The 14542-nt window shown below is 60.5% G+C and carries 14 protein-coding genes; 5 read left to right on the top strand and 9 right to left on the bottom strand.

Annotated elements, in window-relative coordinates:
* Nucleotides 1-267 precede the first annotated feature (267 nt).
* The 4 genes from gatB to AB4Y71_RS06685 form a co-directional block, all read right to left on the bottom strand.
* Nucleotides 268-1776 (bottom strand): Asp-tRNA(Asn)/Glu-tRNA(Gln) amidotransferase subunit GatB, encoded by a 1509-nt coding sequence (gene gatB / locus AB4Y71_RS06670; RefSeq protein ID WP_441718945.1) that lies wholly within the window; start codon nucleotides 1774-1776, stop codon nucleotides 268-270.
* Nucleotides 1777-1781: 5 nt separating this feature from the next.
* Nucleotides 1782-3335 (bottom strand): Asp-tRNA(Asn)/Glu-tRNA(Gln) amidotransferase subunit GatA, encoded by a 1554-nt coding sequence (gene gatA / locus AB4Y71_RS06675; RefSeq protein WP_441718948.1) that lies wholly within the window; start codon nucleotides 3333-3335, stop codon nucleotides 1782-1784.
* Nucleotides 3325-3621: an Asp-tRNA(Asn)/Glu-tRNA(Gln) amidotransferase subunit GatC gene (gene gatC / locus AB4Y71_RS06680; protein WP_038989805.1), complete on the bottom strand. Its 297-nt coding sequence runs from the start codon at nucleotides 3619-3621 to the stop codon at nucleotides 3325-3327. The genes gatA and gatC overlap by 11 nt, the downstream gene beginning before the upstream one ends.
* 84 nt (nucleotides 3622-3705) lie before the next feature.
* Nucleotides 3706-4257, bottom strand: coding sequence for a maltokinase N-terminal cap-like domain-containing protein (locus AB4Y71_RS06685; RefSeq protein ID WP_441718950.1), 552 nt, complete (start codon nucleotides 4255-4257; stop codon nucleotides 3706-3708).
* Nucleotides 4258-4342: 85 nt separating this feature from the next.
* Between AB4Y71_RS06685 and AB4Y71_RS06690 the strand changes: the two genes are divergently transcribed.
* Nucleotides 4343-4942: a GNAT family N-acetyltransferase gene (locus AB4Y71_RS06690; RefSeq protein ID WP_441718952.1), complete on the top strand. Its 600-nt coding sequence runs from the start codon at nucleotides 4343-4345 to the stop codon at nucleotides 4940-4942.
* 17 nt (nucleotides 4943-4959) lie between these two features.
* Here the strand turns inward: AB4Y71_RS06690 and AB4Y71_RS06695 are convergent, their stop codons facing one another.
* Nucleotides 4960-6873 carry a penicillin-binding transpeptidase domain-containing protein gene (locus tag AB4Y71_RS06695; RefSeq protein WP_441718954.1) on the bottom strand — a complete coding sequence of 638 codons (1914 nt, stop codon included), beginning with the start codon at nucleotides 6871-6873 and terminating at the stop codon, nucleotides 4960-4962.
* A gap of 91 nt (nucleotides 6874-6964) precedes the next feature.
* On the bottom strand, nucleotides 6965-7495 hold the full coding sequence (locus AB4Y71_RS06700; RefSeq protein ID WP_134780830.1) for a GNAT family N-acetyltransferase: 531 nt from the start codon (nucleotides 7493-7495) through the stop codon (nucleotides 6965-6967).
* A gap of 194 nt (nucleotides 7496-7689) precedes the next feature.
* Here AB4Y71_RS06700 and AB4Y71_RS06705 point away from each other — a divergent pair, with 194 nt between their 5' ends.
* The 3 genes from AB4Y71_RS06705 to AB4Y71_RS06715 all read left to right on the top strand — a co-directional run bounded on the left by AB4Y71_RS06705 (nucleotide 7690) and on the right by AB4Y71_RS06715 (nucleotide 10177).
* Nucleotides 7690-8820, top strand: coding sequence for an ROK family transcriptional regulator (locus AB4Y71_RS06705; protein WP_441718958.1), 1131 nt, complete (start codon nucleotides 7690-7692; stop codon nucleotides 8818-8820).
* A gap of 73 nt (nucleotides 8821-8893) precedes the next feature.
* Nucleotides 8894-9700, top strand: a complete 807-nt coding sequence (gene nagB / locus AB4Y71_RS06710; protein ID WP_441718961.1) for a glucosamine-6-phosphate deaminase — start codon at nucleotides 8894-8896, stop codon at nucleotides 9698-9700.
* A 27-nt stretch (nucleotides 9701-9727) separates the two neighbouring features.
* Nucleotides 9728-10177: an SRPBCC family protein gene (locus AB4Y71_RS06715; RefSeq protein ID WP_441718963.1), complete on the top strand. Its 450-nt coding sequence runs from the start codon at nucleotides 9728-9730 to the stop codon at nucleotides 10175-10177.
* A gap of 114 nt (nucleotides 10178-10291) precedes the next feature.
* Here AB4Y71_RS06715 and AB4Y71_RS06720 read toward each other — a convergent pair whose 3' ends face one another.
* Nucleotides 10292-10648 (bottom strand): hypothetical protein, encoded by a 357-nt coding sequence (locus tag AB4Y71_RS06720; RefSeq protein WP_441690387.1) that lies wholly within the window; start codon nucleotides 10646-10648, stop codon nucleotides 10292-10294.
* Nucleotides 10649-10854: 206 nt separating this feature from the next.
* On the opposite strand from AB4Y71_RS06720, the gene AB4Y71_RS06725 reads away from it, so the two are divergent.
* A complete protein-coding gene (locus tag AB4Y71_RS06725; protein WP_441718966.1) occupies nucleotides 10855-11466 on the top strand; it encodes a hypothetical protein in 612 nt (203 codons plus the stop codon).
* On the opposite strand, the gene AB4Y71_RS06730 is transcribed toward AB4Y71_RS06725, so the two are convergent.
* Complete coding sequence (locus AB4Y71_RS06730) at nucleotides 11463-12263, bottom strand: inositol monophosphatase family protein (protein WP_441718968.1); 801 nt, start codon at nucleotides 12261-12263, stop codon at nucleotides 11463-11465. The genes AB4Y71_RS06725 and AB4Y71_RS06730 overlap by 4 nt on opposite strands.
* Before the next feature lie 2 nt (nucleotides 12264-12265).
* The gene (gene ligA / locus AB4Y71_RS06735; RefSeq protein WP_441718971.1) at nucleotides 12266-14542 is read right to left on the bottom strand and encodes an NAD-dependent DNA ligase LigA; all 2277 of its coding nucleotides are present in this window, start codon (nucleotides 14540-14542) and stop codon (nucleotides 12266-12268) included.

Below are 14542 nucleotides of genomic sequence, written 5' to 3' on the forward strand. Positions count from 1 at the left end.
TGACCCCGGCACCTAGTGCTGTTGCCTTGAGCTGCGCGTTCATTCCGTTGCATTAGCCATCAGCTGAAGCCGAATCGCGGGCCATCAACTTTATTGTGGGTCTGAATTTGCCGTGCATCCCAGCTGCGGGTGGCTACAGGCGACGCGAATCTCCAGTCGCGGAGATCCCTGATTCCAGCACAGAATTGGGCGGATCCCAAAGCGGCGACCCCGGCAAATCCGTGGGGATTCACCGGGGCCGCCGTCTGCTGTCGCGGGCTCTGGGAATTACAGTCCCAGCTTCTCCATCACGATCTCGCGCACGCGGCCGGCATCGGCCTGTCCGCGGGTAGCCTTCATGACAGGGCCCATCAGCGCACCGATGGCCTGCATCTTGCCGCCCTTGATCTTCTCGACCACATCAGGCATGGCAGCCATGGCATCATCCACGGCCTTGCCCAATGCATCGTCGTCATTCACAACAGCCAAGCTGCGCTTCTCGACGATCTCGCTTGGGGTGCCTTCGCCAGCGATGGCGAACTCCAGGACCTGGCGTGCGATCTTGTCATTGATCTTCTTCGCTTCGATCAGCGAGTTCAGCTCAACGATGGTCGCAGGGGTCACGCCCAGATCGGCAATGTCCTTGTCCGCGGCCTTGGCCAGGCGGGCGATCTCGCCCATCCACCACTTGCGGGCCGCTGCGGCCGTTGCACCAGCGGCAATGGTCTGCTCGATCTCGTCGAGCACGCCGGCATTGACCACGTCGCGGAATTCCTTGTCCGCGTAGCCCCACTCGGCCTTCAGGCGCTTGCGGCGCTCGGCTGGTGGTTCCGGCAGGCGCGAGCGCAGCTCTTCGACCCACTGCGCGGTAGTCACGATCGGCACCAGGTCCGGCTCCGGGAAGTAGCGGTAATCGTCGGCATCCGACTTCGGGCGGCCCGAGGTGGTCGAACGGGTGTCCTCATGCCAGTGGCGGGTTTCCTGAACGATCTTCGCACCGGAATCCAGCACCGCTGCGTGGCGCTCGATCTCGAAATGCACGGCGTGCTCCACGGCGCGCAAGCTATTCACGTTCTTGGTTTCGGTACGGGTACCGAACTTGTCCGCGCCCTTGGGCATCAGCGAAACGTTGGCATCGCAACGCACGTTGCCGCGTTCCATCTTGGCGTCGGAAACGCCAAGGTTCTTCACGATTTCGCGCACTGCGGCCACGTAGGCCTTGGCCAGCTCGGGGGCGCGCTTGCCGGCGCCCACGATTGGCTTGGTCACGATTTCCACCAGGGGAACACCAGCGCGGTTGTAGTCCACCAGCGAGTAGTCCGCACCCTGGATGCGTCCGGTGGCGCCGCCCATGTGGGTCAGCTTGCCAGCGTCTTCTTCCATGTGGGCGCGCTCGATCTCGACGCGGAAGACTTCACCGTCTTCCAGTTCGATGTCCAGGTAGCCGTCATAGGCAATCGGATCATCGTACTGGGAGGTCTGGAAGTTCTTCGGGGTATCCGGGTAGAAGTAGTTCTTGCGGGCAAAGCCGCACTTCTCGGCAATCTGGCAGTTCAGCGCCAGGCCGATCAGGATGGAGTACTCCACGGCGGTCTTGTTGACCACCGGCAGGACACCGGGCAGGCCCAGGTCCACCGGGGTGACGTTGGTGTTCGGGGCATCGCCGAAAGCGTTGGGCGCATCGGAGAACATCTTGGTCTTGGTGTTCAGCTCAACGTGGACCTCGAAGCCCAGAACCGGATCGTAGCTATCCAGTGCCGTATCGAAGTCGACCAGTTCATCGGTGTAGTTGCTCATGGTGCCTAGGCCTCCTGCGCGATCGAAGCGGTGTCAATGGCTGGTGCCTGCGAAATCAGCGAGTGGCCCCACTGCTTTTCCAGCAGGGTTTCCAGTGCTGCACCCGCACGGTACAGGCGGGCGTCCTCGTAGGCCGGAGCCAGGAACTGGATGCCCACCGGCAGGTTCTCGGACAGGCCGCCAGGCACGGTGATGCCCGGGATGCCAGCGAGGTTGGCCGGAATGGTAGCCACGTCGTTGAGGTACATGGCCAGCGGGTCGTTGTCGTTCGCGCCCAGCTCGAAAGCCACGGTCGGCGTGGTTGGGGAAACCAGCACGTCAGCCTGCTCGAAAGCGGCGTCGAAGTCGCGCTGGATCAGGGTGCGGACCTTCTGCGCCGAGCCGTAGTAGGCGTCGTAGTAGCCGGCCGACAGGGCGTAGGTGCCCAAGATGATGCGGCGCTTGACTTCATCGCCGAAGCCGGCGGCACGGGTGGAGCCCATGACGCGCTCGATGGTCATCGGGCCTTCTTCTGGAAGCACGCGGTTGCCGTAGCGCACACCGTCGAACTTGGCCAGGTTGGAGGAAACCTCCGAAGGCATGATCAGGTAGTAGGCACCCAGAGCGTACTTCAGGTTAGGGCAGGAAACCTCGACAATTTGAGCGCCGGCTGCCTTGAGCAGTTCCAGGGACTCGTCGAAGCGTGCCTGCACGCCATCCTGGTAGCCCTCTCCCTGCAATTCCTTGACCACGCCGATGCGCAGGCCGGTCAGGTCGCCAGCGGCGCCGGATTCAGCGGCGGCCACCAGGCCTTCGAGGTCCTTGGGCAGCGAGGTGGAATCCTTCGGGTCGTGCCCGCCGATCAGTTCCTGCAGGTAGGCCGAGTCCAGCACGGTACGGGAGACCGGGCCGATCTGGTCCAGCGAAGAGGCCATGGCGATGGCACCGTAGCGCGAAACCGCACCGTAGGTAGGCTTCACGCCCACGGTGCCGGTGACCGCCCCTGGCTGGCGGATGGAGCCGCCGGTGTCGGTGCCCAGCGCCAGCGGAGCCTCGAAGGAAGCCACCGCGGCGGCCGAACCGCCACCGGAACCACCGGGAATGCGGTTCAGGTCCCACGGGTTGCGGGTCACGCCGTAGGCGGAGTGCTCGGTGGAGGAACCCATGGCGAATTCATCCAAGTTGGTCTTGCCCAGCATTGGCAGCTTGGCCGCGCGGATCTTCTCGATCACGGTCGCGTCGTAAGGGCTCATCCAGCCTTCGAGCATCTTCGATGCCGCGGTGGTTGGCTGGCCCTTGGTGACGATCAGGTCCTTGATGGCGATCGGCACGCCGGCCAGCGGGTGCAGGGCTTCGGCATGCGCGCCACCGGCAGCACGGATTGCGTCGACCTCGGCTGCGACGGCGAGCGCTTCTTCGGCGTTCACGTGCAGGAAGGCGTTCAGGGTGCCATCAACCTCGGTGATGCGGTCCAGGTGGGCCTGGACTACTTCGACGGAAGTGGTTTCGCCAGCGCGCAGCTTGGCGGCCAGCTCAGTGGCGGAAAGCTTAATCAGTTCATTCACGGGATTATTCACCATCCAGAATTGCCGGGACCTTGAAGCGGTCCGAGTCCGAATCCGGCGCGTTGAGCAGAACTTCTTCAATGCTCAGCGTCTGCCCCACCGTGTCTTCACGCAACACGTTGGTCAGCGGGATCGGGTGGCTGGTGGCTGGGACGTCGGAGGCGGCGACTTCGCTGACGGACGCGATGGCACCGACGATAGCGTCGAGTTCACCGGTCATTTTGTCCAGCTCTGCGTCGCTCATCTCGATGTGGGCAAGGTGTGCCAGATGCACAACGTCCTCACGGCTGATGGCAGACATATATCTCCCTAGAATGGCGGTTGGGTTTCATAGACAAGTCTATCCCTTACCCGAGCACCCCAAAGCCTAAATGCGATGCATTAGTTATGCTGTGCGCAATACCAAACCGCTCAGTTCCTGGCCCAGTGCGTTCTCCCAGATCCCCAGCACCCCTGCTTGGGCAGGTTTGCTGGCAACGGGACGGCGGATAATCACAGCGTCTTTCCCTGTGGTGTCGGCGCACAGCTTGATCCGCGGATCTTCGGTGAACGATTCGTAGCGGTGCTGCGCACTGACCTTGCCGGCGAGCAGTTCACGGGCCTGGGCGGCGAAGACCGGATCTCCGGCCGCATCATAAACGAAACGCTCCCCCAAGATCGCGTGATCGCTGGTGCCCAGAAGATATTTCTCGACACCTTCCAAAGACACATCGCGATAGGTCAGCGGCACGTGGTAAACCACATCGGAGGTGTCGGAATGATCCGCAAAAATCAGCAGTTCGATTCCCACTTCTCCGCGGGGATCTTCTAGTCGGAATCCCCCGATATTCTCCAGTTCCGGTGCGCCTTGGCCGGCATAGAAATCTTGCTCCTTAAGCCACTGGGTCACAAGTTCGACCTTGGTTGGAGACATAGTGGTGTTGTAGACGATTCCCATGAGCATAGTCTCTCAATTGCGCAGATTAGGCACAAGAGTTGGCGCAATAGTTCTTTGGCCTGCTGATTGCTCCTAAGATGGGCCCATGGAGACATCCCAGGGATGGAACAGCATTGATCAGGCCCAGCAGTACGGCGAAAATCTCTTGCGCGATGCCGTCATTGATTTACGCGAATCTGAGCAGGAAGACTTCGCGCACATGGCCGGTTGGTGGAACGACCCTGCTTGGGCAGTGCTCCAGCAACGCACCATCAAGCCCCGCCCCGAAGCTCCGCTGGCGGAAATGTTCGCTCAGTGGAGCCGCAACATCCCCTATTCAGGTGATGCCGGGTTCAGCATTTTCGAGCGCGGCACCGGAACCTTCATCGGGCACATCACCTTACACGGCGGCGTGCTTCCGCATCGTGCCGCCGAACTGGCGGTGATGATCGGCCCGGACTTCGTGCGCCAGGGGTTCGGCACCCGCGCGATCAAGCTCATGACCGGATACGGTTTCCGCGAACTGGGGCTGCACCGGATCAGCCTGTGCGTGGCAGTGTTCAATCCCCGAGCTATCCGGTCATACGAAAAGGCCGGGTTCACCCTCGAAGGGCGCCAACGCGAGGTGTACTTCCACAACGGCCAATTCCATGACCAGGTGCTGCTCAGCCTGCTGTCCCACGAATATTTCGCTCGGCAGGGTTGAGGCAGCACTTCGTTGCGCTACTTGGCGGCTTCTTCCAGCATGGACTTCACCAGCGGTCCGGCGGACTGGGCGCCGCCATCTCCGTCCTCAACAAACGCGGCAATCGCCAGATCGCCTTGGGCTGCGATAGCCCACGCGTGCGCGTTCTTCTCACTGTCGTATTCAGCGGTGCCGCTCTTGCCGATGATCTTGCCGCTGCCTGCTGACTTCAAGTCCTTCAAGGTTCCGTGGTCCACGACCTCGGCCATCATGGTGGACAGCTGCTCAGCTTCCTCTTCAGTCAACGTGGAGGCCGGCTTGGCTGGTGCTTGTGGTGCCGGTTCCAGCACGAGCTTGGGCTGCACCGTGGACTTTGCCTGGATCGAGGCCATCACGGTGGCCATGCCCAGCGGCGATGATTCCACCACGCCCTGGCCAATCATGTTTGCCGCTTGGGTGGTGCCTTCAGAGTCTTCGGGCACCGAACCGAAGACAGCGCCGGTACCGGTTCCGTCTTCTGCCAACAGGCCGAGGGCCGCTGCGGCCTCAGCCAGTTTCTTGCCGCCGATATCCTGCCCCTGATTCACGAAGATGGTGTTGCAGGACTGGGCGATGGCTTCGGACAGCGGGATGGTGCCAACTGCCGTGGCAGGGTAGCCGTCATAATTCTTGAAGCTCTTGCCATCGACCACTGCGGTCGCTGGGCATTTGACCTTGGTGCTCGGTGTTGCGCCATCACGCAGCATCGCCAAGGCACTGACGACCTTGAAGGAAGATCCCGGGGCATAGGAGCCTTGCAAGGACGTATTCAACCCCGAAGAAACCGGGCCCGAGGAGGCGGCCAGGACGCTGCCATCAGAAGGGCGGATGACCACAATGGCCGAGTTCGAGTCGGCTTCGGCCAGCAGATCATCGGCGGCGTCTTGCAGTTTCACATCCAGGGTGGTCTTTACATCCTCACCGGCTGCTGCAGCGGTGGTGAACAGTTCCGCTACGGCATCATGCTCAGCGGTGTACTGCGAGACGGAAACTCCGGCAGTTCCCGCGAGGGTGTCGTTGTAGGCGGCTTGCAGACCTGATTGGCCGATCTGCTCCCCGGCCTTGACCTTTCCTTCTGATTTCTCAATATTCTCCGCAGTAGCCTTTCCGACGCTGCCCAGCAGCGGGCGTGCGAAGGAACGAGTCGGAGCCAACGGCAGCTCATCGTTGTGGAAGTTGGCACCGGGAATATCCTTGATTTCAGCGTCGGTGACTTCCCGGGTTGCGTCATCGCGCAAGACGATCGCTTCCACCCAGGCTTTCTCGCCGGCTGCCATCACTCGTTGCTCATAGGCCTTTTCATCGATGTCCACGAGCTTGGCCAGCTTCTTTGCCGAGCTTTCCCAGTTCTCTTTTTCGGTGTGGGTCTTATCCATGCCAACACGAATCACCGGTCGGTTGGTGACAATGCTTGCGCCTTCTGCATCGGTGATGTTGCCTCGTGCAGCTGGTTCGAAGCTTGCCTTGAGGTAGTCCCCGCTTTCAAACTCCGGGGCGAAGATCGCTGGATCCAAACGCAGTTTCCAGGCTTCCGCCTCTGAATCGAATTCCCATACGGCTTGGGTGTCGTAGCTCAGGTCCTTGTCTGACTTGTCGACGTCCCACACCGTGGTGATATTGGCCGTCGCTGTCTTGACGCCGTCTTGCTCTTCTTCATCCTCGGCCGCCGAGCTCACGGTGCTCGTATGCTTGATCTCGCCCATGGAGCCAAAGGCGGTCTCCAATGCCTTGGCTGCCTCTTCAGCGTTGGAACCGGCGAATTGCACGCCGCTGAAATCACCGCTGTTCATAGCCGAGGCCAAATCATCAGCCGAAGGTGCCGGATCGGGAGCACCTGCGCTGCAGGCGCTGAGCGAACCCATGACAAGGGACGCTACGGAAAGGGCAACAACACTTCGGCGAATAGCACTCATGGCGCCATTCTATTCATGCGCCGCGAGCCAGAACAACGCATGTCCGCCGATGACATCAACTGTTCTTAAATATTCGGGATTGATTCAGTGCCTACAGGCTGTAGGCGTAGACAACCAATTTGATCTCGGTGTTGGGCACAACCCAGTCGCGTTCTGGAAAGTGCGTGAAACCCATCGACTCATACAGGCTGCGGGCCCTTTTCCAGCTGCTGCCGGTGGTCAAGGAGACTGCGTTGATTCCGGGAAGAAGCCGGGCTCGTTCGATGGAGGCCTGCACCATGAACCGTCCGACACCGCTGCGCTGCGCTGCCGGATCTACACTGAGCATGCGGATTTCCAGCTCGTCCGCTCTGGCGATGTCCGCATACTCGCTGCCTGCACGGATCAAGGTCATGGAACCGATGATCTCGCCGGCCCTGCGCACCACATAGATTTCTGTCTGGGCTGCACGCTCTGCCACCTTGCGCACGAATTGCAGGTATTGGTTATCCGGGCTGTCGAAATGACCGGCAGCAAAATAGGATTCTGCGGTCAGCTCCCCCACGCGCTGGTAGTGTTCGGGAGCCGCCAGCTCGATCGACAAATCGCCAGTGCTGAATGAAAAGGTTTGCGCGTCAGTCATGATGCTCTAATTTTGCCACGGCTTCACACGCTTTTCCGCGTTCTGTCGCAGCGGACGCAGTCGATGATTTTTACCTATTTTTTGCCTGTCGATACCCCGCTGATCTGTAGTGAAGCGAGCTGGGAGAAAAATACTGTGCAATTTCCGGAGGCGGAAACTTGCCCAGAAGTTTGTTAATAGAGTTAACTAACCCTGTGACTTCCCCACGCAAGGACTGGAATGTGCTGTCACATGGCAGCGCCATTTTGCCGTCCCATGGACGGGAACACAATCTCTCGCTGGTCCTGCAAACCCTGGCAGACCAAGGCGCCCTGAGCCGTGCAGATCTAGCACGCGCCACCGGGCTGACCCGTGTCACCGTCTCAGAGCTGGTAGCCGAACTGCTCCACCGGTCCCACGTCATCGAGACCGGGACGCAAGAAGGCAAGCGCCCGGGCAAGCCATCCACCCTGGTCGATCTGAACCGCCCTGGACTGCGGATTATCGGCGTAGACCTCTCCGGGACAATCCCCTTCAGGGCAGCCATCATGGATCTGGACGGGGTCATCCTGCAAAGCTTCTCGTCCCAGGGACGCGGAGCAACCGGCCAGGACGCGGCGGACCAGCTCTTGGAATTGCTCGACACCGCATTAGCGCAATGCCAGGTCCCCGTACTGGGCATCGGCATCGGCTCCCCCGGAGTCGTGACCGATAAGGGCATTGTCCTCTCAGCCGAAAAGTTCGGTTGGCGCGATTACGACCTGCGTTCTGCAGTCCAGCAGGCGACCGGCATCAGCACCCATGTACTTAATGACGCGGACTGCGCAATTCTCGCCGAGCACACTTTCGGCCAGGGCAGCGGCCATATGATCCTGCTGCGCCTGGGCCGTGGCGTGGGTTGCGGTGTCATCACCCATAACACCTTGGTGCGAGGAGCCGGATTCGCCGCCGGCGAGCTGGGCCATGTGCGGCTGCACGCCCAAGACACCGCCGAATGCAGCTGCGGGAATATCGGCTGCTTGGAAACCTGCATTTCGCTGCCTGCCATCTGGAAGGCACTCTCCGAGGGACAGCCGAAAAACCAGCTGGACCAGCAGGTCGCGGCCTACCTTGCCAGCGCTGTCGCTCCGCTGTTGTCGGTCCTGGACATACGCAATGTCATTTTCACCGGCCCCCGCGATGTCGTCGACCAGGCGCTGGCCCAAGCACTGCACGAGGCTCTGGCCTTGCGATCGCATACGGCGCGCGCTTCCGACTTCCGCCTCGTGCTCAGCGAAGATCCAGAGCATCTGGTCCTTCGCGGCAGCGCAGTAAACGTGCTGTTCCACGAGTTGGGAATTGCCTAGTTCCCCGGCCGCCCCGCCATTTTGCCCTTATTTTCCAAAAATCATCACTGCCACAGATCGGAGAGTGCACACCATGCGCGTACTCATAGGTTCCACCCCTGACGAAGTTGCACGAATCGCGGCCGAAAACGTGCTGGCTGGTTTAGCCCGTCACGGCGCTGGAGCAGATCCAGTTCTGGGGCTCGCCACGGGCTCATCCCCGCTGGGACTGTACCGCGAGCTTGCTCGTGCGGTTCAGGAAGAACGGGCTGATTTCAGCCAGGCCCAGGGATTCGCCCTGGACGAATACATCGGCATTCCCGATACCCACGAACAGTCCTACCGCCAGACCCTGGTCAACGAGGTCTGCAATACCATCGGCCTGCCCGCCCATTCCCTGCACGTTCCGCAAGGCATGGCTGAATCGGTGGAGGCCATTGAGGAAGCGGCCCGCGACTATGATGCGTCCATCGCCCAGGCCGGAGGCATCCAGGTGCAGATCCTTGGCATCGGATCCAATGGGCATCTGGGATTCAACGAACCCGGCAGCGCCCTGCGCAGCCGCACCCGCATCAAGCGGCTGGCCGCGAACACGCGTGAAGACAATGCCCGCTTCTTCGACGGCATCGAGCACGTCCCGACCCACTGCGTCACCCAGGGGCTGGGCACCATTTTGGATGCCGGCCGCTTGGTTCTGGTTGCCATCGGAGCGGGCAAAGCCGATGCTATCGCAGCCGCGGTAGAGGGACCGATCTCGGCTTCTTGCCCAGGTTCGGTGCTGCAGCTGCACCAGGACGCCGTGGTGGTTGTCGACGAAGCGGCAGCCGCAGGGCTGAAGCTGCGTGAATACTACGATGACGCGGCCGAAGAGCTGACCATTGTAGACCTCGCCGTCCACTAACCACCAAGTCACTGGCATACTTTAGCTATGGCCGTTTACTTTGAATGCGTTACGCACGCAGACGCCCCCTGCGCCGAGCTCTTTGAAAAATCGTTGAGCATCGACGCGCATACCGGCTCCATGGCCGAGTCTGGAGAACAAGCCGTGGCCGGGGTTACCAGCGGAAGCATCGGCTTGGGCGAACAAGTCACCTGGCGTGCCAAGCATTTCGGCATTCCATTCAGGATGACTTCACGGATTTCTGATCTGCAGGCCCCGCGCACCTTCACCGACCAGCAGGTGCGCGGGCCATTCAAGTCCTTCCACCACGTCCATGAATTCCATGAGCTGGAGCATGGAACATTGATGGTGGACAAGATCCATTTCAGCGCCCCGTTGGATCCGTTGGGATGGCTGGCAGAACGGCTCGTACTTGGCTGGTACATGCCCAAGCTCATTCGGATCCGCAACGAGTATCTGATCAAGATGCAAGGCTGAGCCTGCCGGCTAGCGGTCCTGCTGCTCGATGAGCACAGTCCACTGGCGTACCGCGCATGAGTTGAAGCCAGCGCATTCACCGCCAGATGATTCCATCTCGATCAGGCCGGTGAGCTATCCGGGCAAATCACTGGCATCCAGCGGAAGTTCGTGGCTGAAGGATCCATCGGAATTAACGGGAATCATCAGATCCGCTCTGTGCCCCGAGACGGTTTCGCTCGGCCCCAGGGCCAGCGGATATTCGGTTCCCTCGGGCAGGTCCAGCTCGCAGGACGGAGCCACGACCATGACAGTGGCTTTGGTTCCCTGCTTGCCTTCTTCATAGATCAGCTGCGGCTGCTCAGCTTCACAATATTTGTCTGCGGCACTCTTCGGTGTGGCAATGACTAGCAAAATCCCGGTCGCAGCCACGGCAACAAGCACCGCTGAAATCATGCTGTTTCTGATGATCAGCGATGAAACGCTGCGCATGCTGCCTACCCTCCAGAGACCAATTTTCGGGTCGTTCTGTTCAGCGTATATTCACCTTCCCCGCAGCAGAAGCGCAGTAGGAACATGAAAGGACCTGCGGGGAAGGATGCAGGCATGGCGGTTTGAAACTATCTTTGCGCATGTACAGTGGATAAGTCGCATAGGCGACTGATAACCGTTCCCCACACCCAAGGCCTGAGACCTCAATGCAGCAGAGAACGGCAGCCAGCTCGACCAGCACAGTGCGAAAAATTGCCTTACTGGTTTCGCACCTGCTCTCCCCCATTATCCTGGCGACCATCTTGCTGCTGGTAACCCCCTGGCGCGATTCTTCGGTGCGCTGGAGCGAATCGGTTGTTGCTGCCCTGTTCACCACGATTATTCCGTGGCTGATCTTGGCCGGGGCAAAACTGCGTGGCAAGGTCACCGACATGCACGTGACCGTGCGCCATCAGAGGCACCGCATCTACGCCTACACCGCAGGTTTGATCCTCTGCGGGTTGCTCGTGCTCCAGCTGATGGATGCCGGTGCCGGGATTTTCATCGAGGTCCTCAGCATCCTGCTGGGGTTGGCAGTGGTGGCGGTGATCAACATCTGGTGGAAGGTTTCGGTGCACCTGGCGGTGGGCACCTACGTAATTTTGCAGATCGCCGGGGCGCAGTCCGCCTTGATGCCGCTTATCTTGTGCTTCATCGCGGTGCTTTCCTGGGCTCGCATCCGCAGCTTCCAGCACACCGCCACACAGGTGTGCGGCGGTGTGGCTGTTGGCGTGGTGATCCACTATGCCCATCAAGGGCTGGCAACCGTACTTGGTTAAGCTTCCGGTTCGGTGAGCTTGGCTGGATCTACCAGTCCGGCGTACTGCCAGCCGGGGTTGGTCGAGGGGCGTCCTACCAGGCACCCGGCCTCCTCGGCAATCAAGGCGCCGGCAGCCCAGTCGTATTCCTGCGTGCCGTATTCTGCGTAGGCGTCCAAGGACCCCTCAGCGACCAGGCACAAGTCCAATGCAGCTGAACCCAGCCTGCGCACATTGACGTAGTCCTCAAGCATCTGCCCCAGGACGTTGGCCTGGAATTGGCGGCGTTGGGCATCATAGCCAAAGCCGGTTGCCAGGATCTTGGCTTCCGATTCTGCTGGGCCGGCGAGCTGGGTGAGCTTTCCGGTGCGCAGGTCCTGCTTCCACGCTCCCAGCCCCTTGCGCGCGAAGTACTCAACTTGCAAGGCCGGTGCGACGATTCCCGCCGCTACCCAGGTTTCGCTGCCATCAGCGTTGCGCTGGCAGACGCCCACCGAGGAGCAGTAATAGGCAATATTGCGTACGAAGTTGGTGGTGCCGTCCAGCGGGTCAATGCTCCAGCGAAAGCCGCTGGGGTTCGCTGGCTTCGCACTGGGGTATTCTTCTCCGGTCAACTCATCGTTGGGACGGGAAGTCAGGATGGTGGCACGAATGGCTTCTTCCGAAGCACGGTCGAAGTCCGTTACCCAGTCCCCGGCCGCGGACTTGTCTGTGAGGTTGAACTGCGATTCATCGCGGCGGCCGAGCACCTCAGCGCCGGCTGCAGCAGCCCGACGGGCAACCAATACCAGCGGATCATGAGTTACTGCACGTTCCATTTCTACCCTTCCGTTGGTGCGGCGAGTGCTACCTCGCGCGCTGCGTCAGGACCTTGTTCCAGCAGGACGCCGAAACCAGCTTCATCCAATACTGGAACGCCCAGGGACTGCGCCTTATCAAGTTTTGAGCCGGCGGCTTCGCCAGCGACCAAGAAATCTGTCTTCTTCGAGACACTACCGGTCGCCTTGCCGCCGCGCACAATAATGGCTTCTTTAGCGGTATCACGCGAGTAATTTTCCAACGTTCCGGTCACCACGATGGCCAAGCCTTCGAGGTTCTTGGTGATGTTCTCGTCTTGCTCGTCTTGCATCTTGACCCCGGCGGCCTGCCACGAAGCGACAATTTCACGGTGCCAATCCACCTTGAACCAGTCCACCAGTGCTTCAGCGATAATCGACCCGACCGAGTCGATTTCGCTGAGTTCGGCCTCGGCATTGCCCGAGTCCAGCACCTCGAGCAAGGCGTCCATGGAACCGTACCGAGTAGCGATGGCCCGCGAGGCATTGGGGCCGACATGGCGGATGGACAGGGCTACCAAGACTCGCCACAGCGGGTTGTCCTTGGCCTTTTCCAACTCATCGAGCAGCTTCATGGTGCTCTTGGTCGGTGCCGATGGCTTCTTAGCGGTGGCCTTGGAATAGAAGTACGGGACCAGCTCGAATTTTCCTGTGCCTTCGCCCTTGACCCGCTTTTCGCGCCAGACCTTCACCTCGCCGAGCTCTTCGAGCTTGTCCTTGAGGTTGAACAGCTCTGCTTCATTCTTCAGCGGTCCAGATCCGGCAGGCAGGATGATTCCGCCCAGCGTCGCAGGGTCTTCGCCAGGGCCACTGGTCAGTGCAGCGGCGGCCTCATATCCCAACGCCTCGATATCCAAGGCGCTGCGTCCGCCAAGGTACGCCACGCGCTCGGTCAGCTGTGCCGGGCAGGATTCCGCATTGAGGCAACGGATATCCACGTCGCCTTCCTTGGCCGGAGCCAAAGGCTGGCCGCAAGAAGGGCATTCGGTAGGCATGATGAAATCGCGCAGCTCATCGTTGCCTTCACGCAATGGAAGTACCGGACCCACGATTTCCGGGATCACGTCACCAGCCTTGCGCAGGATGATGGTGTCACCGATTTTCACGTTCTTGGCCTTGACGACTTCCTGATTGTGCAAGGTCGCACGGGCAACGGTTGAGCCGGCAACAAGGACCGGTTCCATCACGCCGAAGGGCGTGACACGGCCGGTGCGTCCGACCTGGACCTGGATGTCCAGCAGCTTGGTGTGCACTTCTTCTGGCGGGTACTTGTAGGCCACGGCCCAGCGTGGAACACGCGAGGTGTAGCCCAGCTGTTCCTGGGTAGCCAGGTCATCGACCTTGATCACGATACCGTCGATATCGTGGATCAGATCGTGGCGTTTCTCGCCGTGTTCGGCGATGTAGTCCTTGGCTGCCTGACGGCTGTCCACAACGCGTCCGTAAGGCGAAACAGGCAGCCCCCAGCCACGCATCAGTTCATAGGCCTGCGATTGCTCAGTCAGGTTGAAGTCGCGGCTGCGTCCCAGGCCATGTACGAACATGCGCAAGGGACGCTTGGCGGTCTGTGCTGGATCTTTCTGGCGCAGGGATCCGGCGGCGGCATTGCGCGGGTTGGCCAGTGGTGCCTTGCCCTGGGCAATCAAAGCTTCGTTGAACTTGTTGAAGTCCTCGGTGGCGATGAAAACTTCGCCGCGGACCTCGAATTCTGCGGGCCATCCCGAACCTTCCAGCTGCTGCGGGATATCGCTGATGGTCAGCGCATTGTGGGTGACATCTTCACCGGTGGTTCCATCGCCACGGGTCGCTGCGCGAACCAGCTTGCCATCTCGATAGGTCAGGTTCAGCGCCAGTCCATCGATCTTGACCTCGCACAGCCACCTGACCGGTGTCTGCGGGTGCAGTCGTTCGGCATTGGCCTGGGCACGTTCTAGCCAAGCTTCGAGTTCATCAAGCGAGAAAACATCTTCCAGCGAATACATGCGGCTGGCATGGGTCACCGAGGCGAAGGCTGCAGAAACTTCACCGCCGACTTCTTGAGTGGGTGAGTCCTGGCCGGCCAGGATGGGATAGGTTGCTTCAAGCAGTTGCAGCTCGTGGAATAGCGCATCGTATTCCACGTCAGAGACCAGCGGAGCATCGTTTTGATAGTACGCATCGCGGTGCGCACGGATCTGCTCGACCAGCTGATCATAGCGGGTCTTATCAGCCTCTGGCGGAACGTTGGTGGTCTCAACTGGTGCTACGTCTTTTTCACTCAC

This window comes from Glutamicibacter sp. MCAF14 (genome assembly GCF_052114325.1).
GTDB classification, from domain to species: Bacteria; Actinomycetota; Actinomycetes; order Actinomycetales; family Micrococcaceae; genus Glutamicibacter; species Glutamicibacter arilaitensis.

Excerpts from the sequence above, each read along its gene's own strand:
- gatB (WP_441718945.1), bottom strand. The coding sequence starts at position 1,776 with ATGAGCAACTACACCGATGAACTGGTCGACTTCGATACGGCACTGGAT.
- gatA (WP_441718948.1), bottom strand. The coding sequence starts at position 3,335 with ATGGTGAATAATCCCGTGAATGAACTGATTAAGCTTTCCGCCACTGAG.
- gatC (WP_038989805.1), bottom strand. The coding sequence starts at position 3,621 with ATGTCTGCCATCAGCCGTGAGGACGTTGTGCATCTGGCACACCTTGCC.
- AB4Y71_RS06685 (WP_441718950.1), bottom strand. The coding sequence starts at position 4,257 with ATGGGAATCGTCTACAACACCACTATGTCTCCAACCAAGGTCGAACTT.
- AB4Y71_RS06690 (WP_441718952.1), top strand. The coding sequence starts at position 4,343 with ATGGAGACATCCCAGGGATGGAACAGCATTGATCAGGCCCAGCAGTAC.
- AB4Y71_RS06695 (WP_441718954.1), bottom strand. The coding sequence starts at position 6,873 with ATGAGTGCTATTCGCCGAAGTGTTGTTGCCCTTTCCGTAGCGTCCCTT.
- AB4Y71_RS06700 (WP_134780830.1), bottom strand. The coding sequence starts at position 7,495 with ATGACTGACGCGCAAACCTTTTCATTCAGCACTGGCGATTTGTCGATC.
- nagB (WP_441718961.1), top strand. The coding sequence starts at position 8,894 with ATGCGCGTACTCATAGGTTCCACCCCTGACGAAGTTGCACGAATCGCG.
- AB4Y71_RS06715 (WP_441718963.1), top strand. The coding sequence starts at position 9,728 with ATGGCCGTTTACTTTGAATGCGTTACGCACGCAGACGCCCCCTGCGCC.
- AB4Y71_RS06720 (WP_441690387.1), bottom strand. The coding sequence starts at position 10,648 with ATGCGCAGCGTTTCATCGCTGATCATCAGAAACAGCATGATTTCAGCG.
- AB4Y71_RS06725 (WP_441718966.1), top strand. The coding sequence starts at position 10,855 with ATGCAGCAGAGAACGGCAGCCAGCTCGACCAGCACAGTGCGAAAAATT.
- AB4Y71_RS06730 (WP_441718968.1), bottom strand. The coding sequence starts at position 12,263 with ATGGAACGTGCAGTAACTCATGATCCGCTGGTATTGGTTGCCCGTCGG.